The 21,662-nt window shown below is 42.2% G+C and carries 21 protein-coding genes; 10 read left to right on the forward strand and 11 right to left on the reverse strand.

The genetic code is table 11. The features are described from left to right. The 6 genes from LZG71_RS11755 to LZG71_RS11780 all read right to left on the reverse strand — a co-directional run bounded on the left by LZG71_RS11755 (nucleotide 1) and on the right by LZG71_RS11780 (nucleotide 6,487). Nucleotides 1–993 (reverse strand): NAD(P)H-quinone oxidoreductase, encoded by a 993-nt coding sequence (locus tag LZG71_RS11755; RefSeq protein ID WP_233821078.1) that lies wholly within the window; start codon nucleotides 991–993, stop codon nucleotides 1–3. 30 nt (nucleotides 994–1,023) lie between these two features. Then, complete coding sequence (locus LZG71_RS11760) at nucleotides 1,024–1,392, reverse strand: YccF domain-containing protein (protein ID WP_233820655.1); 369 nt, start codon at nucleotides 1,390–1,392, stop codon at nucleotides 1,024–1,026. Nucleotides 1,393–1,462: 70 nt separating this feature from the next. Continuing rightward, nucleotides 1,463–2,104: a pseudouridine synthase gene (locus LZG71_RS11765; RefSeq protein WP_233820656.1), complete on the reverse strand. Its 642-nt coding sequence runs from the start codon at nucleotides 2,102–2,104 to the stop codon at nucleotides 1,463–1,465. Nucleotides 2,105–2,187: 83 nt separating this feature from the next. After that, complete coding sequence (locus tag LZG71_RS11770) at nucleotides 2,188–2,958, reverse strand: alpha/beta fold hydrolase (RefSeq protein ID WP_233820657.1); 771 nt, start codon at nucleotides 2,956–2,958, stop codon at nucleotides 2,188–2,190. Nucleotides 2,959–3,031: 73 nt separating this feature from the next. Then, nucleotides 3,032–4,219: a PAS domain-containing sensor histidine kinase gene (locus LZG71_RS11775; RefSeq protein ID WP_310587754.1), complete on the reverse strand. Its 1,188-nt coding sequence runs from the start codon at nucleotides 4,217–4,219 to the stop codon at nucleotides 3,032–3,034. Nucleotides 4,220–4,540: 321 nt separating this feature from the next. Further along, nucleotides 4,541–6,487, reverse strand: a complete 1,947-nt coding sequence (locus LZG71_RS11780; protein WP_233820658.1) for a TonB-dependent siderophore receptor — start codon at nucleotides 6,485–6,487, stop codon at nucleotides 4,541–4,543. A gap of 159 nt (nucleotides 6,488–6,646) precedes the next feature. Here LZG71_RS11780 and LZG71_RS11785 point away from each other — a divergent pair, with 159 nt between their 5' ends. From LZG71_RS11785 to LZG71_RS11800, 4 genes are all read left to right on the forward strand, one after another. Further along, entirely contained in the window at nucleotides 6,647–8,125 is a 1,479-nt protein-coding gene (locus LZG71_RS11785; protein ID WP_233820659.1) for a PLP-dependent aminotransferase family protein, read from the forward strand. A 111-nt stretch (nucleotides 8,126–8,236) separates the two neighbouring features. After that, on the forward strand, nucleotides 8,237–8,851 hold the full coding sequence (locus LZG71_RS11790) for a hypothetical protein (RefSeq protein WP_233820660.1): 615 nt from the start codon (nucleotides 8,237–8,239) through the stop codon (nucleotides 8,849–8,851). Nucleotides 8,852–8,855: 4 nt separating this feature from the next. Continuing rightward, nucleotides 8,856–9,965 carry a serine hydrolase gene (locus tag LZG71_RS11795; RefSeq protein ID WP_233820662.1) on the forward strand — a complete coding sequence of 370 codons (1,110 nt, stop codon included), beginning with the start codon at nucleotides 8,856–8,858 and terminating at the stop codon, nucleotides 9,963–9,965. Between the two features lie 108 nt (nucleotides 9,966–10,073). After that, a complete protein-coding gene (locus LZG71_RS11800) occupies nucleotides 10,074–11,414 on the forward strand; it encodes a D-arabinono-1,4-lactone oxidase (RefSeq protein WP_233820664.1) in 1,341 nt (446 codons plus the stop codon). Between the two features lie 192 nt (nucleotides 11,415–11,606). On the opposite strand, the gene LZG71_RS11805 is transcribed toward LZG71_RS11800, so the two are convergent. Further along, entirely contained in the window at nucleotides 11,607–12,065 is a 459-nt protein-coding gene (locus tag LZG71_RS11805; protein ID WP_233820666.1) for a GNAT family N-acetyltransferase, read from the reverse strand. A 268-nt stretch (nucleotides 12,066–12,333) separates the two neighbouring features. Between LZG71_RS11805 and LZG71_RS11810 the strand changes: the two genes are divergently transcribed. The 5 genes from LZG71_RS11810 (at nucleotide 12,334) to LZG71_RS11830 (ending at nucleotide 16,557) form a co-directional block, all read left to right on the forward strand. Continuing rightward, nucleotides 12,334–13,011 (forward strand): TetR family transcriptional regulator C-terminal domain-containing protein, encoded by a 678-nt coding sequence (locus tag LZG71_RS11810; RefSeq protein ID WP_233820667.1) that lies wholly within the window; start codon nucleotides 12,334–12,336, stop codon nucleotides 13,009–13,011. 1 nt (nucleotide 13,012) lies between these two features. Beyond that, entirely contained in the window at nucleotides 13,013–14,302 is a 1,290-nt protein-coding gene (locus tag LZG71_RS11815) for an AarF/ABC1/UbiB kinase family protein (RefSeq protein WP_233820668.1), read from the forward strand. Between the two features lie 216 nt (nucleotides 14,303–14,518). After that, on the forward strand, nucleotides 14,519–15,055 hold the full coding sequence (locus LZG71_RS11820) for a hypothetical protein (protein WP_233820669.1): 537 nt from the start codon (nucleotides 14,519–14,521) through the stop codon (nucleotides 15,053–15,055). Between the two features lie 42 nt (nucleotides 15,056–15,097). Next, a complete protein-coding gene (locus LZG71_RS11825; RefSeq protein WP_233820670.1) occupies nucleotides 15,098–15,853 on the forward strand; it encodes an LVIVD repeat-containing protein in 756 nt (251 codons plus the stop codon). Then, nucleotides 15,850–16,557, forward strand: a complete 708-nt coding sequence (locus LZG71_RS11830; RefSeq protein ID WP_233820671.1) for a hypothetical protein — start codon at nucleotides 15,850–15,852, stop codon at nucleotides 16,555–16,557. Before LZG71_RS11825 ends, LZG71_RS11830 begins: the two co-directional genes overlap by 4 nt. 4 nt (nucleotides 16,558–16,561) lie before the next feature. Here LZG71_RS11830 and LZG71_RS11835 read toward each other — a convergent pair whose 3' ends face one another. Continuing rightward, nucleotides 16,562–17,671, reverse strand: coding sequence for an AI-2E family transporter (locus LZG71_RS11835; RefSeq protein WP_233820672.1), 1,110 nt, complete (start codon nucleotides 17,669–17,671; stop codon nucleotides 16,562–16,564). Between the two features lie 144 nt (nucleotides 17,672–17,815). Here LZG71_RS11835 and LZG71_RS11840 point away from each other — a divergent pair, with 144 nt between their 5' ends. Continuing rightward, on the forward strand, nucleotides 17,816–19,960 hold the full coding sequence (locus LZG71_RS11840; RefSeq protein WP_233820673.1) for a two-component regulator propeller domain-containing protein: 2,145 nt from the start codon (nucleotides 17,816–17,818) through the stop codon (nucleotides 19,958–19,960). Nucleotides 19,961–19,991: 31 nt separating this feature from the next. On the opposite strand, the gene LZG71_RS11845 is transcribed toward LZG71_RS11840, so the two are convergent. The 3 genes from LZG71_RS11845 to LZG71_RS11855 form a co-directional block, all read right to left on the reverse strand. Further along, nucleotides 19,992–20,891 carry a DUF72 domain-containing protein gene (locus LZG71_RS11845; protein WP_233820674.1) on the reverse strand — a complete coding sequence of 300 codons (900 nt, stop codon included), beginning with the start codon at nucleotides 20,889–20,891 and terminating at the stop codon, nucleotides 19,992–19,994. Between the two features lie 63 nt (nucleotides 20,892–20,954). Further along, nucleotides 20,955–21,380 (reverse strand): PIN domain-containing protein, encoded by a 426-nt coding sequence (locus LZG71_RS11850; protein WP_310587755.1) that lies wholly within the window; start codon nucleotides 21,378–21,380, stop codon nucleotides 20,955–20,957. Then, on the reverse strand, nucleotides 21,361–21,549 hold the full coding sequence (locus LZG71_RS11855) for a hypothetical protein (protein WP_233820676.1): 189 nt from the start codon (nucleotides 21,547–21,549) through the stop codon (nucleotides 21,361–21,363). Before LZG71_RS11855 ends, LZG71_RS11850 begins: the two co-directional genes overlap by 20 nt. Nucleotides 21,550–21,662: the final 113 nt, after the last annotated feature.

Raw genomic sequence — 21,662 nt, forward strand, 5'->3', positions numbered from 1 at the left:
TCAGGACCACCAGTTGTTGGTCAGCACAATTTTTCCGATGTGGTCGCTGCTTTCCATTAATTTGTGAGCCATACTGGCTTCCCGCATTGGAAATTCTTTGAAAATAACCGGTTTAAATGCACCGGATTCTATCTTAGGCCACACGTGTACCAGAATTTCTTCGGTCAGTAATTGTTTGAACTCAGTATCCCGGTTGCGTAATGTGCTACCTGAAATGGTAAGTCGTTTTCTCATCACCAATCCAAAATCCGGCAAATCAGCTGGATCAGGTTTGCTGCCTTTCATTGTATTAATAAAAACAAGACGACCGTCTTCCCGAAGTAAACGTATGTTTTTGGCAATGTAATTGCCCCCAACCATATCCAGTATCACATCAATTCCTTCGCTTTTGAGTTCCGCTTCAAAATCCTGAATTTTATAATTGATGCACTTGCCGGCACCGAGGGAAATACAGGCTTCACATTTCTCATCCGTACCAGCCGTAGCAAATGCTTTGGCACCGAATGCTCTTGCAAGCTGTATGGCTGTGATGCCAATACCACTGCTGCCGCCATGTACCAGAAAGTTTTTACCAGGTTGTAATTTGCCGAGCCGAAACACATTATGCCATACAGTGAAAATGGTTTCGGGTAAGGACGCCGCTTCTGCAAAGGAAAAGCCTTGAGGAACAGGTAAGCACTGGCTGCTTTGAGCAACAGCATATTCGGCATATCCGCCACCCGTAAGTAACGCACAAACAGCATCTCCATTTTGCCATCTGGTAACAGCATTGCCACAGCTCTCAATAATACCCGCAACCTCCAAACCTGGAATATCCTGAGGAGCGTTGGCTGGGGCGGGGTATTGCCCTTTTCTCTGCAAAACATCAGGTCTGTTTATGCCGGCCGCTTGCACTTTAATAAGCACTTCGTTGGCTCCGGGCTGCGGAATAGCTCTTGGTTGTAATTGAAGAACGTCTGCTCCACCAGGTTTTGTGATAACCACGGCCTTCATGATGCTGTTATCCATAACATTTGTCAATTTTTAATAAATCTCTTTGCCAAACGGAGTGAAAGATAAACTCATGAGTTTAAAGTGCTGCTTGGCAAAAGGCAAACCTATGATGGTTATGGCAAGAAGTATTCCAAAGAATAAATGCGTGAGCGCAATCCAGATACCACCGAGGACGATCCAGACTATATTAAAAATTGTAGAAAGACAACCCGTAGCTCCCGGCACCTCGCGCACTTCACGTCCGAATGGGAACAGGGTTAATATCCCGATTTTAAAACATTGTATGCCGAAAGGAATACCTATGATTGTCAGGCAGAGTATAAAACCAGAAATCATGTATTGCAGAAAAACCAGAAATCCACCAAAAACAAGCCAGATGATATTACCAAGGAGGTTCATAGTTTTATGATTTAAAGATTACGTGCTGATATGTAACTAGTGGCAAATGTAAGTGCTGTCCCCGGGCATGCTAACGGATTTTGACGAGCGGGTCATCTATTGTTTTGTCGGTTTGTTTCCAGTTTCGTATTCTCAATTTATTAAAAAAGTCATTTTCTTCTATTTCTCTGACTTTCCCCGGTTGCAGATCTCCGAGTTCCAAATCTTCGATACTCACGCGGAGTAAACGTTTACAGCGATGGCCGGCAACCCGTACCATTTTCCGTACCTGATGATATTTGCCCTCTGTAAGTGCAATGCTCAGCCATGTTCTGGGTACATCATATTCCTCACTTTTGCCTTTGGGAAGCCAGTTGGGGCGTGGTATGATGTCAACATCACACGGAGAAGTTACATAATCACCTCCTCCTTTTATCCGTATCGCAATTCCATTCCGTAGCTGTGACAAAGTTTCGGAGCTGACGATTCCTCCTACTAAAACCAGATAAACCCTTTTGTGCGGCACTTCGCCAAGGAACAAAAGATTGGTTACTTTTTTATTTGTAGTGAGTAGGAGTAAGCCTTCCGAATGGCTGTCGAGACGCCCTATCGCATGTGTGCCCTCAGGAAATGGGAATTGTAGATCTCCCAGTAAGCCAACATGATCGGGACTCACAAACTGAGAAACCATGTTGGCAGGCTTGTGAAGTACAAAATAGCGGTGGTTGCTCATGGAAAAGAATAGCTTGATAGGCTACAAAATTGAACAATAATCAGGGTTTTGTCAGATTATCCTGCAACATTCTTATAAATAGCTCACCGCAGTAATTCCTTGTTCAGTATCTCCGATATTTCAGCGTGCTGAGCATACACCATCAAATGTCCGCCATTGTCAATAAGGGTGTCGGGCTTTACGAGTTTGATTGGAATGAGTTTATCTGCCGTGCCGTGGATGTGATACAATTCGGGAACTTTCAGTGGCCGGGTCCAGGTGCTCATGCCAAGAAGTGCCCATTTCAGAAATTTACCATTTGTATCATGAAGTATACTTTTTAGCATGGTTTTGAGCTCCGGCGTGTCAGCTCCAAAATATCTGTTGACAAGGAAATTTGGTGATTTAAGTAAAGGAACAGCCAAAGGAGAGGCTAGCAGTACTTTGAGTAGCCCACGGTAAAAAGAAGAAACGGGTACACCGGTTGCCGTACTCGATATGATTATGATTTTTTCGGGGTGCGCAATATCCGCTATTTCGGAAGCAATAATGCCACCAAAAGAAAGGCCAACCAACTGAAACGGCCTGGTTGTGTCCATTTGCGCCATCAGGCGTATGGCATAATTTCGGAGTGTTTCCTTCTTTGCAGGGTTAATCCACTCGATGTGTTTCACTGGAATTCGTGGATCAAGCGTTAATTTGTCAAAAACAAGCTTGTCTGCACCCAGACCGCTTAAAAAATACACGGTAGCGGGAACTTCTGTTTCCGGTAAAAAAGTGTTACTCATCTGGTCTGCATTGGAGACGTACTTTTGAGCCGGAACGGGCGATCCAAACATAAGACCAATAAATACAGCAAGCAAAAGACGCGACATAACTTTAGAGCCTGTTCCTGATATTTTTGACACCTTTTTATTCTAGTTGAGAAAGTTTGTTAGCCACAGGACTTTATGGTGCAGCGGGAAATTCCGTTACAACCGTAGTGCCCGAATTCAATTTGCTGGATACAGAAATTTTGCCATCGTTTGCCTCCACATATTCTTTACATAGCAGCAATCCAAGGCCTATTCCCTTTTCACCGTCTGTACCGTAAGTACTGGTTTGAGAGAATGAGAACAAAGATTTCTGATGTTCTTCGCTTATTCCAATGCCATTGTCAGTAATACTGATCTGTACACAGGAATTCGATATGGATGCAATAATAGCGATATAGCCGCTTGCTGGCGTATACTTGATCGCATTTGTTGCAAGATTCCTGATCACCATATTGAACTGATCTTTGTTAACAGAAATTTTCAGATCGGCCGGAATTTCATAGGTTACATTGATATTTTTGGCACGTGCCTGTTGTTCTATAATCGGTTTGTTTGCTTCCACGACGTCCAAAATGTGAAGCGTATCCTTTGTTTCAGATTTTGTTTTGGTAAATGAGTTTGTAGCCCACAACAAAATATTTTCTGTTAAATCAGCCACAGCCGATAGCTGTTTCAGCAAGTCTTCCCGAAGAAGTGCCTTTTCCTGGTTATCCAGATTCGTATCCAGCAAGGTGGAAGTCAATCCTTTTAAAGATGCGATAGGGGCCCTCACATCATGAGCAATAACAGACAGTACCTTGTCTTTCAATCTGTTCGATAAACTTAACTCTGTATTTATTTTTTCCAGGTCGGTACTGGTTGTATTGTAATTTTTCGACTGTTGTTTAATGGATCCGATGTTGCCAGCAGAATTCAATATATCGCTGGTTGCCCGGGGTTTTGCGCCATTGAACTTCACATCTTCCGGTTTTGGAGTAAACGTAATTAGAAAAAATTCTCCGATATGCCCATCGTTTACTTTGGCAACAGACCAGGTGACGGCAGCTTGATGCGTACGGTCAGGTTCTTCCGTTCGATTATGTGATTTTTTAGGGTCTGTCATCTCAGTCAGTTGCCGAAAAAGCAAATTCTGTTGATGAAATGACAAAAAGCGTGACCAGTTCATACCCGAGACTTGCCCGGAACTCAAGCCTGACATTGTTAGAAAAAGGGTATTGCAGTAGATACACTGGTAATCTTGATCAATCAGGAGTACTGCTAATGGCAAATTCTCCATTATTGGGTGAAATAAATCGTAGTTGAGCAGAAAGGTCATTTCCATCTTCGATAACTATTATACAATACGTTGCTCTAACCAAATGGCAGAAGGTGATTTAGCCGAAGATTTTCAGGTGATGTTGAGTGTTTGCAGAGAGTAAAGCGTCTACATGCTTTTAACTGATACAATAACTGTACCTGACTGTATTGGACTCAGTTTACATTGCAATAACGAATCTTATAGAAGATATTGTAGATAATATTCGATTGTTTTCTAAGCGATTTAAGAAATTGTAGAAATTGGTCGGCAGAATGAAAATGATCCGACAGATTACATCCGCCGGATCATTGCTTTATTTAAAACGAAAGCGATCAATAATTGAACTTATCTGACCAGATTATACCTCACGCCCGCCATAAGCCATCTTCCCGGCATTACAGCACCCAGTAAATCGCTGTATTTCTTGTTGAACGTATTGTCTGTCTGAATGAAAACTGCGAGTGTTTTTTGTAGAAACGCATATTCGGCTTTCGCATTCAGTAAAAAATAAGCCGGGGAAATGGTAGCCTGCAAAGTAGACGCTTCCTGTTTTGCCCTGGTTTTATAAAGTCCATTGATACTCAGACTGAATCCTGAATGTTGATACAGGACGGAAAAATTGGTGAGCAATTTGGCATGAGAGGAAACATAAAAGCTGGGCGTTACGTCGCTGCTTTCACTATTCAGTTGGGTAAGGCCTGCTGTAAGCCACAATTTCTGTTTTGCCGTGATGGTTTTGGTATACTGAACATCAAATTCAAAACCTGTTGTGTTAACTTCTGCTACGTTTTTTGCCAATGCGTAAGTACCGGAAGCTGTAAGATTATCCTTTCTTGGCATTTCGGCATAAGGTGTATTGGTGTAGTCTATGAGGTCTTTTTGCAATCTCTGGAAAAAAGTTGCGGACAATTTTAATCCGGGAAGCAGCAAGTCTGCACCCGCTTCGTAACTGAACGAACGTTCTGCTTTCAGGTCCGGGCTGCCGATTTTGTTCCCTGTTGTCACAATAGGTTTATTGTAATTGTTGTAGCGCTCTGTAAAATCTGCGTCGCGAATGGTCTTTCCAGCACTGCCCCTCAGCTGGTATATATCCTTTTTAAATGACAGGTTCACCTGGGGAATCACTTCCGTTCCGATTCGCTGGCGCCAGTCGAAACGTATTGCGGGACTTACAGTAAAATATTCACCAATGCGGTGTGAAAGTGTAATAAAAGGAGCAAGTTGGTGAATGTCGTGATCGCCGCGATCATTGGATGAAATGTTCTTATTCTGATAATTTACACCTGTTACAAGGTATGTCTTTTGAGACAAAGTTTGCTGCCAGGTTATTAACCCCTGCCAAAGCTCCGATACACTATTATTACGTATAGATCGGGAATTAAACAGATACTGATCTTTTACATACTTGTAACCACCATCAAATGAAAGCGCTGATTTTCCCTTTTTGTATCCAACTTTAAGATGATTCCATGAAGTTTTTACCTGCTCGTTGGCAGTGTCGGCAATTGAAGTGGTGTAAAAATTTTGCGCGGCAAAATCCCGGTGATCAAAGGAGCTTCTTACGGCAACATTCCATGCGTCAGAAATGGCATAATTTGCGGACACTGATGCCGTATTGTTATGGAAGTAGCCGTTTGTGCCTCTTTGTTTAACACCATCGGCATTGTTGGAGATTAAACCGGCGGACACGGCTAACTTATTTCTTTGTATAAATGTACCCAGGTTTGCATTTCTGAGTCCGTACTGCCCGCCTGTTATACCGATATTAAGTGCTGTTTTGGAAATGGGATTTTCATTATCTACCCCTGACGCCAGTTTTGCGGCAAAAGTTTTCGATATCACATGAATAACTCCGCCCACCGCTTCGGAGCCATAAATAGCGGAAGAAGCACCTTTTAGAACTTCTATTCGATCAATTTCAGATGGTGCAATGGGTATGTAGCTACTAAAATGGCCGGTATTGGGGTCGTTAAGGCGTAATCCGTCCAATACCACGAGCACCTGTTGGAACGTCCCTCCCCGGAGTACGATGTCGCTTTGAGAACCCATGGGGCCTCGCGCCTGGATTTCTACCCCCGGAACATATCTCAAAAGATCATCAATGCTATTTACCGGGAGGTTTTGGAAATAATCCCCTTTAATCACTGCAATATTTCTCCCGCTTTCAGAAGCGCGTTTCTCAATTAACGAAGATGTAATGGTGACAGGATCCAGAGAAATGTCCTGCGCGATAGCGTAATGGCTTGTAAAAAGTAAAAGTAAAAATGTAGACCTAAGTAAATTGTTTTTCACTGCTTCAATTGTGTTTATAAAATTTATTAACATGATATAATTGGCTGGTTGACAGACCTCCGAAAGCTAACCGCTCGCAGCTAATCGCTAACCGCCATCAGCTATTTGCTCCAAAACTACTATCTTGCCGGACTGTTAAAGTAATCCGGTTTTGATATAATGAGTAGTCCGGTTGATATTCCGTTTAAAAGTTTGATTGTTATTAACCGGCATTCTGATACGCCGGTGTATATGCAGATCGCCCGGAAGATGATTGGTGCGATACAGCACGGTACATTGGCGCCGGGCGTCAAATTGCCTGGTACAAGGCTTTTATCTCAGCTTTTGCAGGTGCACAGGAAAACAATTGTTGCTGCATACAATGAAATTGATTCTCAGGGATGGATTGAGACTTTACCCAATAAAGGAACCTTCATTACATCCAGGTCACTTATTATTCCTCCTGGTCAGTTTGCATATGAGGACGTGAAACATTATCCAAAAACCACCGGTTTTGCTTTTCAGAAAAGCATGTTGCTCGACAGACCCGTGGCAGTATCTAAAACGGATCTTGAATTCAACGATGGCCTTCCTGATGTGAGACTGGCCCCTTTGGATAAATTGTCAAAGGCTTATTCAAGTGTATTAAAAAGAAAAAATAACAGTCGTTATCTTGGCTATTCGCACGTGGAGGGTAATGAGTATTTCAGGATTGAACTCACTTCGTACCTCAATAACACCCGCGGTCTACATGTGAGCAGAGAAAACATCATGACCACCCGTGGTATACAAATGGGGATTTACCTGGCGTCCATGCTGCTTATCGAACCCGGGGATCAGGTTGTGGTGGGCAATTTGAGTTACTATGTTGCCAACATGATTTTCCAGCAAGCCGGTGCCAACATTCTTTCTGTTCCTGTGGATCAGGAGGGGATTTCTGTGGAAGCGGTTAAGAAACTTTGTGAAACGCGAAAGATCCGGATGTTGTACCTCACGCCGCATCATCATTATCCTACCACAGTTACGCTCAGCGCGGAGCGAAGAATAGCGCTGCTGAACCTGTCGGTACAATACGGTTTCGTGATTTTGGAAGATGATCATGACTATGATTTTCATTTTGACAGCAGTCCGTTTTTGCCACTGGCGAGTGCAGATTCTTCAGGTATGGTGGTTTACATCGGGTCTTTTTGTAAAGCATTGGCGCCCGGTTTGAGGTCCGGTTATATTGTGGCTCCCGAAAATTTTATAACCGAACTCGCAAAACTAAGGCGCATTGTCGACCGGCAGGGCGATTTGATAATGGAACAGGCATTGGGTGAATTGCTGCATGAAGGAGAAATTCAGCGACACTTAAAAAAGGCTCAAAAAGTGTATCATCAACGGCGCGATCAGTTTTGTGGATTGTTGGAGAGCGAACTGAGTGCATATCTGGATTTTGACGTTCCTCCGGGCGGCTTGGCAGTTTGGACTGAGTGGCAGAAAGATGTAAACTTGTTAAGGGTAAGCAAAGAATGTCTGCGCCGGGACTTGCATCTGCCACAAACCTTGCTTTTTCAAACCGGTAAACTGAGCGCAATGCGTTTAGGATTCGGAAATCTGAATGAAGTAGAAATGGAGAGGGCGATGGAGATCTTGGTTGGGGCGGTGCGTTTGGCTTGAAACGGATCGTTATTCTATCACCGAAATAATGATGAACGTCACAGAATGTGCTATAATTAGCGTAAGATTTAGAAATTGTAATTTTTCTGTACTTCATCCAACGAATAAATTGTGAAAGCAAAACATTTAGGTAAATTGATTGCCATCCTGGTTATCGTGTTGCATCATGGTCAAGATACAATCGCTCAGACAAGTACAGAAAATCTCGCGGAGAGCAGGCAAAAATTTGGTGTTGAATACAAATCATACGGTTTAGGCGTAAGCGGTACAAAACAGGGACGTGGTCGGAAAGGATTTAATGCTTTTTATTCCTGGCAAATACTGGGAAACCGAAAACACCAGATTTCAGTCTCTCCACAAATTGGCTATATTTCGGATCCGGGAATACAAACGCGTCTATTGCAGACCGTGTCGATTGACTACACCTTAAACCTTTATAAAAGACTCGAATTAGGAGTATTTGTTGGACTGAGCCATGTATTGACGAAGTTGGCTTTTGATCGTTATGAATATAACGAAAATGGAGATTTTGAGAATCAAGGGAAATTCCGAGGGCAGTTATCACCGTCGTATGGTGGCAGAATTGGCTGGAAAGTGATAAAGAGAGATAATTTTTCGGTCAGTCCTTATGTCGGTTTGTCCTTCATTAAGTTGGACAGAAGTTACAATGGAAATATTCAGGGATTCAAAAGAGCATCTTCTGTTGGTCTTATATTCAATTTTTAATCTAATGAAAGCTATTCTAATCGTTCTGGCTTTTGCCCTGATCTCTTGTGAAGAAACTGCAAAAGTGATCGTGCCAGCCACGCTGACCAACAATCCAATGCAATCCAAAATGGACTCTGCTGTGCAAAAAGCATTTGCAGATAATTTGGAGAAAATAGATTCGCCGGGAATTTCGATAGGGATTTTAAAAGATGGCAAAACCACGTTTTACGGCTATGGAGAAACTGCCCGGGGAAACGGGATTGTGCCCGGAGAAAACACTTTCTTTGAAATAGGGTCTATTACTAAAACTTTCACAGCCATTGCCGTTACTGAAATGCTTTTGAACGAACAAAAGCAAATAGAAACACCCATAAAAAGTTACCTGCCTTCCGATCTTCCAACGCTTCAAAGAGGGGGAGTTGAGGTGACATTTAAGCACCTGCTGACGCACACTTCCGGGATGCCGAGAATGCCCAACAATTATTCGTCGATTGAAAAATACGAAGGGTATAGTCAGGAAAAACTTTATCAGTACTTGTACAATGTACAACTCGAATCAACTCCGTTCACAACTTTTAATTACTCCAACACCGGCTTTGGAATCCTTGGCAATATTCTGGAACGACACTATAAAATGAGCTACAATGAGCTCATAGCAGACCGCTTACTTAACCCATTGAACTTAAAAGATACAAAGGTTAAGTTTGAAGATACGGATACAAATAGATGGGCTAAAGGTTACAGCAAAGGGGAGGAGGCAGAATACTGGAAATCCATGAATGCGATGAATGGTGCTGGTGTGATCAAATCCACCGCCAAAGATTTACTTGCATACGCCACCGCAAATTTGTCGCCGCGCGATAACACCCTGGGTCAAGCAATTAAACTAACACATCAAAAGGCTTTCGGAGAAACTAATCGTGATGGGGGGCTGGCTTGGGTATTGACAGCGCCCAATCAAAAATCAGGTAAAAGAATTTGGTGGCACAATGGAGGTACTGGTGGCTTTACCAGTTGGCTTTTTATCAACGAAGAGAAGGAGTCTGCGTTGGTAATTTTGTTTAATTCCAGTATGGATAACGGTCCGGGGGCGGAATTTATAGATGTCTTGCTCAAAATTACAGCAGAATAAAAAGAGGTTGATATTCAATTATTGATAGTAGTCGGGAAAAATTGAAGTTTTAGCTCAGTTTATTGCTAATTTGTAAGCAAAATGACACCTTAACTTCATCGCCGCCAAATGAAAAAAAGACATTTTCTAAAATTATCATCCGCTTTAATGGCTGCTCCTATATTTTCACCACTAACAGGCTGGGCAACTGGCGATAAACTAAAAAACTGGGCTGGAAACCTTACGTACAGTTCTGAAAAACTGGATGAGGTTAAGTCTGTATCTGAGGTTCAGGAGCTGGTGAAAAAATATTCTAAGATGAAGGTGCTTGGTACCAGGCATTGCTTCAATACGATTGCGGATACGCCGGATAATTTCATTACGCTGGTTGGCATGAAGGACGATGTCGTTATTGATGCGGCGACAAAAACTGTGACGGTCAATTCGGGTATCAAGTACGGCCAGATCAGCCCTTATCTTCATGAAAAAGGATTCGCATTACATAATCTGGCATCATTGCCTCATATATCCATTGCTGGCGCCTGTGCCACTGCCACACATGGTTCGGGAGAGAAAAGTGGTAACCTTTCTACTGCTGTATCGGGTTTCGAGATGGTTACGGCAGCAGGAGATATTGTTAAACTTTCAAGAAATAGAGACGGTGAAAAATTTAACGCTGCGGTTGTAAATCTGGGTGCGTTGGGTGTGGTGACCAAAATGACTTTGGATATTCAGCCCACATTTTTGATGAAACAATATGTTTATGAAAATCTGCCGTTGTCTCAATTAAAAGATCATTTTGATGAGATTGAAGCCAGCGGATACAGTGTGAGCTTATTCACGAACTGGCAAAGTCAGAATATCACGGAAGTCTGGATTAAAAGACGGGCGGACGATAATAGAAAAGCTGAAAAGGAATGGTTTGGTGCGACGCTGGCTACCAAAAATCTTCATCCTATTCCCGAACTTTCAGCAGAGAACTGCACCGAACAAATGGGTGTTGAAGGCCCGTGGTACGAACGCATGCCACATTTCAAGATGGGCTTTACACCAAGCAGCGGGGTGGAGCTACAATCGGAATATTATGTTCCCAGGAAACATGCCGTTGAAGCCATTCTTGCAATTTCAAAGTTGGGCAGTCAGATAGGCCCTCATTTGTTTACTTCCGAAGTCAGAACCATTGCTGCGGATAATTTGTGGATGAGTCCTTGCTACAAGCAGGATTCTGTAACCATTCATTTTACGTGGAAGCAGGATTGGCCGGCCGTAAGCAAATTGCTGCCTGTTATTGAAAAGGAACTAGCTCCGTTCAGCGCCAAACCGCACTGGGGAAAGCTTTTTACCATTGCTCCGTCTAAACTCGAAAAGTTATTTCCGAAACTTGAAGCGTTCAGAAAAGTCGCCACGGAATACGATCCAAAGGGGAAATTTCGAAATGCGTTTTTGAATACGAATATATTTGGCGCTTAAAGGGATTATGATTTAGGGAAATGAAACGTTTTCAAATGGCGAAAGATAAATCCCTATTTATTCAGAATCCGATAGATTTTAAGGATAAATTAGTAAAGCGTAATTCAGTCAATAAGTAGTAAGTAGATAGATGATTTAAATCCTGGCAGTCATAAATTCCAGGGGACTGTCAGGGTTTAATTCCAATTTTTCCTAATCCGTCCAAAGCGCTTTCAACATACAAACACTTCGTTCCTCATTGGCGTATTGTCCGTAATTCTGCGTGATGGTGTAACCGCATTTCAGGTACATTTCTATTGCTTCGGGTTGGCCTTTGCCGGTCTCCAGTGCGGAATAGGTATTTTTTAGCTCGATTGCCCAGGTTTCCAATTCGTACAACATCCGCGAGGCAATTCCCTCTCCCCGATGTTCAGGTGCTACAAACATTCGTTTTATTTCAATTGTATCTTCATTGAAATATTTAAAACAGCCACATCCCACCGCAACTCCGTCTTTGTAGGCCAGCACAACGGTATCAAGGTTTACAATTTTGTTGTATTCGGCGTAATCTTCCTGTTTGGTTCCATATATCTCGCAAAGCGCTATATCTAAAAGTTGTGTGAGTTTTTGAAAATCCGGGTTGTCGCTATTTGTTCTTCGTATTTCAAGCATAAGTATTTGGGTGGTATTGCTTATCAAATTGATTCTAGCCGTTGTCAGGTAGAATTCGGGTACAAATTTTTGACTAAAATAAATACGTCAGATGGATAGTTATTTTCATATTTATTGTTGCCATTAAAGCGGTGAAACGTTTCTTATTCAAACACAGAAAAAACAGATTGGCTTGATTTTATGATATCCTATCTCATTGAAAGCGTAAGAATAACGACTCTGTAACGTTGAGTTAATAGAAATCATCGGATTGTACTAACATATATTAATGATGGCAACAAAAACAAAAGAGGTTAAGGTGACCCCGTCAGAAATGACGTCGGACAAAATTACGGAAATGTTTATGCACTATTGCCTGGATAATAGCAAAAGACCAGAATCGGTTTATTTGTTTTCAAAGCATATTGGTATTTCTGAGAAGGATTTTTACAACCATTTTGCATCGCTCGATTCCCTGGAAAAGAGTGTGTTTGTCAGCTTTCACAAACTGGCAACGAGATTGATCCTGCAAAGTGATGAAATGGCTCTTGCCGGGTTTAAGGAAAATCTGCTAACCTATTACTATACCTTTTTCGAAATACTTACGGCAAATAGGAGTTATGTCGTTTTTGCTCTGAAAAGCGATAAAAACCGTTTGAATAGCGTTCTGAAATTGAAAGAATTCAGAAGTCATTTCAAACAATATATCTCGGAGGAAAGCCAGGGGTATCTTAAAGTTAAAAGTGAGAGAATCAGAAAGGTGCAGCAAGATGCCCTGGAAGAAGGTGCCTGGATACAGTTTTTGATTACCTTGAAATTTTGGCTGGATGATGAATCGCTTGGATTTGAAAAAACGGATCTGTTTATAGAAAAATCAATCCGGGCGACATTCGATCTTATCGACACTACGCCTCTGGAAAGTGTCATCGATTTTGGTAAATTTTTGATTAAAGAAAAATTGAAGTAGGATGGAGACGATCGACAGAATACCTACTTCAAAAATTCAGCGTGCAAGTAAACTGATTACTACGGGAGTTAAGATTGGGGGGAATTATTTGAAATATTATGGTGAGAAAATCACAAATCCCGAAACGGCGCGTGATAATCTCAATTCCAACAATGCCGAAGATATATACGACGGACTGAAAAATCTGAAAGGAAGCGCACTCAAATTTGCCCAGATGCTGAGCATGGAGAAAAACTTCCTTCCACAGGCTTACGTGGAGAAGTTTTCTTTGTCACAGTTTTCTGTTCCGCCGCTTTCAGCTCCTTTGGTTATCAAGACTTTCAGGAAATACTTTGGCAAGTCTCCAAGTGAGATGTTCGATACTTTCGATGCTAACGCAATTAATGCGGCGAGTATCGGGCAGGTGCATAAAGCTACCGCAAACGGGAAACAACTGGCAGTTAAAATACAGTATCCAGGTGTTGCAGAAAGTATTTCGTCGGATCTGGCGCTGGTGAAACCGATTGCGATGTCGATGTTCAACATTCAGGCTAAAGATTCGGATAAATACTTCAAAGAGGTGGAAATGAAGCTTTTTGAGGAAACCAACTACACACTCGAACTTGCTCAGAGTAATGAAATAGCAGAAGCCTGTGCACATATTCCCAATCTGGTTTTTCCGAAATATTACGAGGAATTCTCCTGCGAACGTGTGCTAACGATGGACTGGATGACCGGCAAACATTTGTCGGAATGGTGCAAAACCAATCCTTCTCAGGAATCGGCGAATAAGATAGGACAGGCGCTTTGGGATTTTTATATGTTTCAGGTGCACCAGCTCAAAAAGGTACATGCGGATCCGCATCCGGGTAATTTTTTGGTAGATAAAGATGAGAATCTGATCGCGATTGATTTCGGTTGCATGAAAGCAATTCCGGAAAACTTCTATAAGCCTTACTTTGAGCTTGCAGACAGACAAAATCTGGAAAATGCTGCGATTTACAAGCAAAAGTTATTTGAGCTTGAAATGCTGACAGACAAGGATACACCAGAAGAAACGGTCTACTTTTCAGGATTGTTTTATGATGCCTTGTCTCTGCTTACGTTGCCGTTTCAGGGCGAAACATTTGATTTTTCAGACGAAACGTATTTCGCCAGATTGGCGAAACTTGGAGAAAGGTACGCCAATGACAAGGAATTGAAAAAGATGAATGTGAACCGGGGTTCAAAACATTTTATATACATGAACCGGACTTTCTTCGGACTGTTCAGTTTGTTACATGACTTGAAAGCGGTGATTAAGACAAAATAATACATCGAATAAAGCACTTTTTTTGAAGTATTCAGAAGGCCGGATATCCAACAGTGGGATACCCGGCCTTTTCCTTTTTTATATGGTCGATGAGTGCGTTGAAGGTAATTTCATATGGCTGATAAACACCTTTAAATCAGTATTTTAAGAATATGTTACATGGCTTACAACCTTTTATGCAACGTTGTGTCCTATTCTAAAATCCAACCAAATGCGATGAAAAATCTACCTCTCTTACTGCTTTGTGTTCTGGTCATGACGTCATGTTGGCCAGAAGATCGTGAACCTATAAACGGCATTGAATTTGATGGAACGGCTTACAAGCCCATTTACGCTACCGAAGCGGAACTGCAGAATGTAAAGGTTACAGAATCTTTGCCGCTTACTTCCCCCGGGAAAATCTACCTGCTCGATCCTTATCTTTTTGTTAACGAAAGTGGCAAGGGGATACACATCATCGATAATTCGGATCCCAAAAACCCTAAGAACCTCTCATTTATTTCCATTTTGGGTAATTATGACATTGCGGCAAAGGGCAACTGGCTTTATGTTGACAATGTAACTGATTTGATCGTTTTCGATATCAGTGATCCAAAGCAACCCAAACTTGCCAAAAGGATCGCCAACGCAATCCCGGCCAATAGTTATCCGCCGTTTCAGAATATCTATTTTGAGTGTGTGGATACAAAAAAAGGAACAGTTGTGGGCTGGGAAAAAGTCCCCATGAATGCGGCACCTAATTGCTATCGCTAGTTTCTTAGCCATGTCATTCTCATCATCAGAATTTATCCAACTATGAAAATATTAGCTAACTTTTCTCTTTTGTGCGCAGGCATGTTTCTGTTTTTCGGTTGTGAATCCAATAAGGAAAATTCTTCTGTAGGGCCGCAAAACGGAGTGGGAGGTTCAATGGCTCGTTTTGCGATTACAGGGAACACACTCTACATTGTATCGAAAGAAACCTTGGAAGTTTACAACATTTCAGACGAAGCAAACCCGGTGAAATCAACGTCAAAAAATATGGGTATGGGGATAGAAACCATCTTTCCATATCAGAATCACCTTTTTATCGGAGCAAATGACGGGATGTACATTTACAACAATCAGGTTCCGGGCAATCCATCCCTGCTGTCGAAATACACGCACATTCAATCCTGTGATCCTGTGGTGGTGGAGGACAAATATGCCTATGTAACCTTGCGTGGTGGGGTGGTTTGCAGGAATTGGACTTCGCAGAGTTCGTTGGATGTGATCGATGTCAGCAATCCGTCAAGTCCCAAAATGGTGAGCTCTCAGCCTTTGCTTTCGCCTTATGGACTGGGGGTTTCCGGAAACAGACTTTTTGTTTGTGAAGGAGATAATGGATTTAAAGTGATGGATATAACCCAGCCTACGTCTCCGGTTGTGAAGCATCATTTTAAAGATCTTACATCTTATGATGTGATCGTTAGAAACAACCGTTTGATTATTACGGGAAATAAAGGGCTGTTTCAATACAAGTATGACGAGCAGGATAATGTTGAATTATTGAGTAAAATCCCGGTTTTATGAAGCTATTTATACGGATTGCAGCTTTATTTTTTCTGGTTGTTGAAACCTCTTTTGGCCAAATAGACCCGGAAGAATCGAGAAAACATGTGATCCTGAAATGGTCGCCGCTGAGCATGTTTGACGTTGATAATACGGTCCAGCTGGGTGTGGAAGTTCCGCTTCCGGATTCCAGATTTACGATCCAGCAGGACGTTGGATACGGTCATGCAAATTTTAACATCTGGTATGCCGAGCAAGGACCACGACCCAATAAATACACGATCAAGACAAGAACCCAGTTTCGCTTTTATTTTCATGAAAGACCCAGATTCAGAGCTTATGTGGCAGGAGAATATCTTTACAAGAAAGTTGTAAACAGTGATGTAAGGTGGATCGGAAGAGATTGCTCTGAAACGGGAGGATGTTCGTTTTTTGAGAATATGAAAGTGAGGCAGGGAAGGTTTGTAAATGCACTTCATGTAAAAGCCGGATGGCAGTTCTACATTTCAAACCGTACAACTGTTGACCTTTTTGTAGGTATGGGAGGACGCCGCGCCAGCGTAAGAATGTTGACTCCTAACGTAGAGAATGTCAATCTGGATTCGGATTGGAATTTTTGGCGTAGCGATATCAACGACAGACCGGAGGTAATTCCAAGTCTGGCTGTTGGGTTTCATCTGGGGCTGGCTTTGGGTAGGTTCAAAAGCGCAACGTCTTCTCAATAAAAGGTTATTCCGAAGCTTCTTTCCGTTTCTTCTTCACCAATCGAAACAGATTGTTATTTGCTTGTTCGGGAGTCTGATCCCCCAATAATATTCCCCAGGGTTTGAGTCCTTCAACACGGTCAAAAATAACCTTTAAAATAGCAATGGCTGGGATGGACAAAAACATTCCTGAAATACCGGCAAGCGCCCCTCCGATCAATACCCCAACAATGGATACCAATGCGTTAATACGTACTTTGGAGCCTACAACCAGTGGAACGAGCAGGTTGTTGTCAATAAATTGTACGGTCAGAAATACACCGACTACACCGGCGAGTGTATAACCGTCGGGATGGTTGATAAATGTCACCATCACCGCCAATGCAGTAGCAACCAGGCCACCGATGTAGGGAACAAGGTTCAGGATAGCGGCCATTACGCCAAGTAGGATTGCATACTGTACATTCAATATCAGAAGACCGACGGAATTCATAAGCGCCACAGCTCCGGTTTCGAGCAGTAGTCCTACCATGTAACTTTGGATAATTGTCTTAATTTCTCCCATAATCTCCATCACCTGCGCTTTGTATTTATCGGCAAAAAGCACAACCATAAAATGCAGGAGCATGGCTCTGTAATAAAGAAATAGAAAAACGTAAATCGGGATCAGAATGATTGAACCAAGTGGACCCGTAACAATGCCAAGCGTTTCGGCGCTCTGGAAGTTTTCAAGCGTTTCTGTTTGTGCTTTTTTGATGTACTGATCTTGCTGACGGTAGCTAACGCTGTATTCCCGGCGTATCCATCTTCTGATATCCCTGTACGCATCATTGATGTTTCGTTTCAATTTTGGCCATTCGTCCGAAAAGTCTGAAAGTTGCATTGAAATCAGAATGGCTACACCAGCCATAATCAACACGGCTGCCGTTACTGCAATGCTTATTGCCAGCACTTTCGGAACACCGATCCGGATGAGCCAGCCTTCCATCGGCCTCAATAAAACGGCAAGCAATACCGCCATAGCTATGGGCACAAGAATGTCTTGCCCAAGATAAATCGCAACTGTGATCAGTGCAATGGCAATGAGTGAATGCGAAAGTTTATGGTAAAAGGGTTTGGAAGAAAGTGAATCCATCTGAGGTATTGGTGAGTTTGCCCGTTTGCCCGGCAATTAAAACATAATCTGCATCAATTTGTATCCTTTGTAGCCTCTTTGTTTATGTATGAAGTATTAATTCTGTCTGTAAAATCAGGTGCTGAAAATTTAAAGTGATATCGGATGAAGATTTTGTTGTGTTGGCTACTGTTAATTCCTGTTTATCTGTCGGCCCAGTCGGCAGGTGAGTTAAAATTTATACAGGAAGTCCCTAAAATTTACTCTTCCAAAGACGGTTTGCCGAACGGCGAAATTGAAGAGATTTTTACACAAGACAATACACCAATAGCCAAAGCTGGCAATCAGTACTTTGAATTGAAGGCTGACAAGTGGAAGGTGGTTTCGTCGACATCAAAATCCAAGACAGCTCCAAAGTTTGCAATACGTCCCGATTCCAAAATTCTTAGTAGCATACAGTACAAGGGCGGTTATGCGATAGGGTGTGAAAAAGGGCTTTACCTCTACAATAATGCCAAAAAACTTGCAAGGGTTTTTCCGGAAAATGAAAAATATAACTGGGCTCTAAGAAATGTAAATGCATTGGTTACAGATTCGAAAGGAAGACTATGGTTTGGGGCTGATGAAGGAGTAGGGTATCTGGACGGTACAGAATGGAAGTTGTTTGCAGGAAAGGAAGGTTTGCCGTTTAATCGGTTTACCTGCGCGGCAGCAGCTCCGGATGGTGCCGTATGGTTTGGTACAGAAAAAGGGGTAATTGAAGTTAAAGACGATTATTTTAAATATCGCGCTAGTCGCCGCTGGTTACCTTCCGATAAAGTGAATGATATAACGGTAACCAAAAACGGTACCGTGTGGATTGCGACTGATAAAGGAGTGGGCAGCATCATACCCGTTACAATGACGTTTGACGACAAAGCCAAATACTTCACAAAACAAGTGGAAGAGAGGCACAACAGAATGGGATTTATTGCACACAGTCATTTGAAGGAACAATTTAACGTCAATTCATCCGAGGTGGCTATTTCTGATAATGACGGAATGTACACCTCCATGTATGGTGCGGCTCAGGCTTTCAGGTATGCTGCAACCGGCGATCCGGAAGCGAAGGCATTGGCTGACAGAAGTTTCAAAGCCTGCAAATGGCTGGTGGATATTACTCATGAGAAGGGATTCCCGGCAAGAGTAATTATACCAGCAGACTGGCACGAGCCGGTGAATGAAATTTATAGTGTGGAGTCCAACCTGAGACACCAGAAGTCGGATCCGATGTGGAAAAACATTTATCCGCGTTTCCCAAAAAGTAAGGACGGGAAATATATGTACAAGATTGACACCAGTTCTGATGAACTCGCCGGGCACTTTTTCTTTTATGGGATTTATTATGATCTGGTTGCCAAAACGGAGGAGGAGAAAAAGGCAGTCCGTGAAGTGGTGGGAGATATAATGGATCACCTGATCCGACATGGATACAAGCTTGTGGATCATGACGGAAAAGTGACACGCTGGGGTGATTTTTCTCCTGAATATTTCAGTTCGGTATATGGCTATGACCAGCGTGGGCTGAATTCCATGGTCATGTTGTCATTTTTGAATGTGGCCAAACATGTAACCGGTGATTCGAAGTATGAAGACGCTGCTAAAATTCTTCGTGATAAATACAATTATCACATTTATGCGCTTCATCCAAAAGAATTCTTTCCACCGGAGAATGTGGTGCCATGGGACAATAACATTTGCCTGATGAGCATGTACGGTCTGCTTCGTTATGAAACGGATCCGGCATTGTTACTCATGTACCGACAGTCTTTGGAAAGTGCATGGCAGCATATCAGTAAACAGAAAAATGCATTTTGGGATATCATTTATGCTTCTCTGGGAAACCGTTTTTCGGAGCTGGTCGATAAAAAAACCTTTGAGGATAAAAATCTATTTAAAGAAAACCATCTGTACGCTCCTAATGTGGTGCAACACTTGTACAAACCAGTTAACAATCCTGAGTACATTTTGGAAAACCTGCAAAAGGTGCCGCTTGATCTGATCGGTTATACCATGGACAATAGGCATCGCCTGGATGTCGTATTCGACAATTCGCCGTTACAAAATGAAAATATGGGATGGCGAACAGATGGATACGCTTTGCCGATTGACGAACGCGGTCACGTTCGCCAGGATAGAGATGGTTTTGCTTTACTAGCTTCCGAAGGAGACGGGCACGATGAACATGAAGGAACATTTTTTCTCCTGCCGTATTACATGGCTCAATATCACGGACTGTTGGGGCAGGGGAAAGAGGTATTAGGAAAATAAAAAGGCGCGGAACTGATACCCGCGCCGGCTATTATTTTTTGCCAAACAAATCTGTCTGACTTCCTCCTTCTTTTGGATTGACGGGGATTTTTAAATCTGTTCCTAACTCATCGTTCAATTTTTTGATCAGATAAGCGGACAAGAGGGGCGAGGCTTCTTCGTGGTTTTGGTGTACGAAAAAGTAAATATTCTCAATCCCTTCTTCAATCCACAATTTTAACCTCTCGAACCAGTCGTCCAACCGGGTATAATCAGAATCCACATTGGCACCATTGTATCTTACAAATGCTGTCGGCGTAGTCAGCCGCATGTGTAGCAGATCACGTCTTCCGGCCGAATCGGTTATGATGTGAGATATATTTTTACTTTCAAGAAGCTGATACAAATCATCGCTGTTCCAGCTGCCATCATACCAGCCTGTGTGGCGTAGTTCAAGTGCAAGCGGAAAGCCGGATGGCCATTCTTCCAGATATGCTTTGAGTATTTCCCAGTTTTTTGGACCAAAATTGTCGGGCATTTGGAGAAACAGCATACCCAGTTTCTCTTGCAAATGTGCGATCCCATCCAGGTAAACGTCAGTTGGCTGTTTAGCATCTTTCAACCGTTTCCAGTGGCTTATTCCCTGATGAAGTTTTGGAAAGAAGCGAAATTCAGCCGGCGTTTTGGAATACCAGCCTTCAATGGTCTCCACAGGAAAATTATTGTAAAAAGTTGCGTTGAGCTCAATACTGTTAAACTGCGTGGCGTAATAAGCCAGCTCGTCTTTGGTACCTTTTGGATAAAAGCTTTTCAGGTCTGCCTTATTCCATTTTGCACAGCCGATGTAAATATTCGGTTTGCCTTTTTTGCCCAACACTTTTGCCGTGTCCGGGTGGTCTTTGGGTAATGAGAAATCTATATCGTCAGGGTTGTCGACTTTTCCGAATTTCATGGTAGTGATGTTTGGGAAGTTTCGTTAGTGAATAAATGGTGTAGGTTAACCTTCTGAATTTTATTACACCAAGGCCTTGAATGGATTTTCAATTACCAAATTGTCAATTTTGAATCCATCCTGTAAATCTTCAGAATATAAAACAGAGCAGTTGGCTTCCAGCGCAGAAGCAATAATAATAGAATCAAACCACTGCAATTTAAATCTGTTCACAAGGTGTAAGGCACTTCTGATAGTTGAGATTTTAACCTGGACAATTTCATTGTTGGATTCTATTTCATCAACCACCAAATTGATGTTCTCCCAGGATAGCTTAGCTTTTTTGCGAAGAATATTACAAGTCTCTTTGACAACCTGAGTGGAAATAAAGGTATAATTATTTGAGGCGGCTTCTAATGCAAGAGATTGTTTCAAAGGTTCGTCCTGAGCGTAACAGTATAGCAGAATATTGGTGTCAAGGAAGCATTTTCTATCTTTCATTGGCTTCATTCCTATCAAACTTATATCCGTTTAAATTGATGCGAACAGCTTTGTATTGCTTGTTACTGCCCATTACGGATTCTTTTTTGGATTTCATGATATCGATGGCTCCAATTTTTTCCAAATCTTCCAGCACTGAAAGTGCGTAATCTTTTTTGATATCAACTGTAACTGTCATGATACAAGTAATTTAGTTGTAACCAAAGTTAAGAAAATTTGTAGTCTTAAACGTTACCAGGACTTTTCCGGATTTTATGGTTGATGTCTTTTTGGTAACAATTTTAACACAGA

The sequence above is a fragment of the Dyadobacter sp. CY312 genome (assembly GCF_021390535.1).
Classification (GTDB): domain Bacteria; phylum Bacteroidota; class Bacteroidia; order Cytophagales; family Spirosomataceae; genus Dyadobacter.

What these genes read in the sequence shown, in the direction of transcription:
- LZG71_RS11765 (WP_233820656.1), bottom strand. Translation starts at nt 2,104, where the DNA reads ATGAGCAACCACCGCTATTTTGTACTTCACAAGCCTGCCAACATGGTT.
- LZG71_RS11760 (WP_233820655.1), bottom strand. Translation starts at nt 1,392, where the DNA reads ATGAACCTCCTTGGTAATATCATCTGGCTTGTTTTTGGTGGATTTCTG.
- LZG71_RS11845 (WP_233820674.1), bottom strand. Translation starts at nt 20,891, where the DNA reads ATGAAATTCGGAAAAGTCGACAACCCTGACGATATAGATTTCTCATTA.
- LZG71_RS11770 (WP_233820657.1), bottom strand. Translation starts at nt 2,958, where the DNA reads ATGTCGCGTCTTTTGCTTGCTGTATTTATTGGTCTTATGTTTGGATCG.
- LZG71_RS11775 (WP_310587754.1), bottom strand. Translation starts at nt 4,219, where the DNA reads ATGGAAATGACCTTTCTGCTCAACTACGATTTATTTCACCCAATAATG.
- LZG71_RS11785 (WP_233820659.1), top strand. Translation starts at nt 6,647, where the DNA reads ATGAGTAGTCCGGTTGATATTCCGTTTAAAAGTTTGATTGTTATTAAC.
- LZG71_RS11805 (WP_233820666.1), bottom strand. Translation starts at nt 12,065, where the DNA reads ATGCTTGAAATACGAAGAACAAATAGCGACAACCCGGATTTTCAAAAA.
- LZG71_RS11795 (WP_233820662.1), top strand. Translation starts at nt 8,856, where the DNA reads ATGAAAGCTATTCTAATCGTTCTGGCTTTTGCCCTGATCTCTTGTGAA.
- LZG71_RS11810 (WP_233820667.1), top strand. Translation starts at nt 12,334, where the DNA reads ATGATGGCAACAAAAACAAAAGAGGTTAAGGTGACCCCGTCAGAAATG.
- LZG71_RS11830 (WP_233820671.1), top strand. Translation starts at nt 15,850, where the DNA reads ATGAAGCTATTTATACGGATTGCAGCTTTATTTTTTCTGGTTGTTGAA.
- LZG71_RS11835 (WP_233820672.1), bottom strand. Translation starts at nt 17,671, where the DNA reads ATGGATTCACTTTCTTCCAAACCCTTTTACCATAAACTTTCGCATTCA.
- LZG71_RS11800 (WP_233820664.1), top strand. Translation starts at nt 10,074, where the DNA reads ATGAAAAAAAGACATTTTCTAAAATTATCATCCGCTTTAATGGCTGCT.
- LZG71_RS11755 (WP_233821078.1), bottom strand. Translation starts at nt 993, where the DNA reads ATGAAGGCCGTGGTTATCACAAAACCTGGTGGAGCAGACGTTCTTCAA.
- LZG71_RS11825 (WP_233820670.1), top strand. Translation starts at nt 15,098, where the DNA reads ATGAAAATATTAGCTAACTTTTCTCTTTTGTGCGCAGGCATGTTTCTG.
- LZG71_RS11820 (WP_233820669.1), top strand. Translation starts at nt 14,519, where the DNA reads ATGAAAAATCTACCTCTCTTACTGCTTTGTGTTCTGGTCATGACGTCA.
- LZG71_RS11840 (WP_233820673.1), top strand. Translation starts at nt 17,816, where the DNA reads ATGAAGATTTTGTTGTGTTGGCTACTGTTAATTCCTGTTTATCTGTCG.
- LZG71_RS11850 (WP_310587755.1), bottom strand. Translation starts at nt 21,380, where the DNA reads ATGAAGCCAATGAAAGATAGAAAATGCTTCCTTGACACCAATATTCTG.
- LZG71_RS11815 (WP_233820668.1), top strand. Translation starts at nt 13,013, where the DNA reads ATGGAGACGATCGACAGAATACCTACTTCAAAAATTCAGCGTGCAAGT.
- LZG71_RS11855 (WP_233820676.1), bottom strand. Translation starts at nt 21,549, where the DNA reads ATGACAGTTACAGTTGATATCAAAAAAGATTACGCACTTTCAGTGCTG.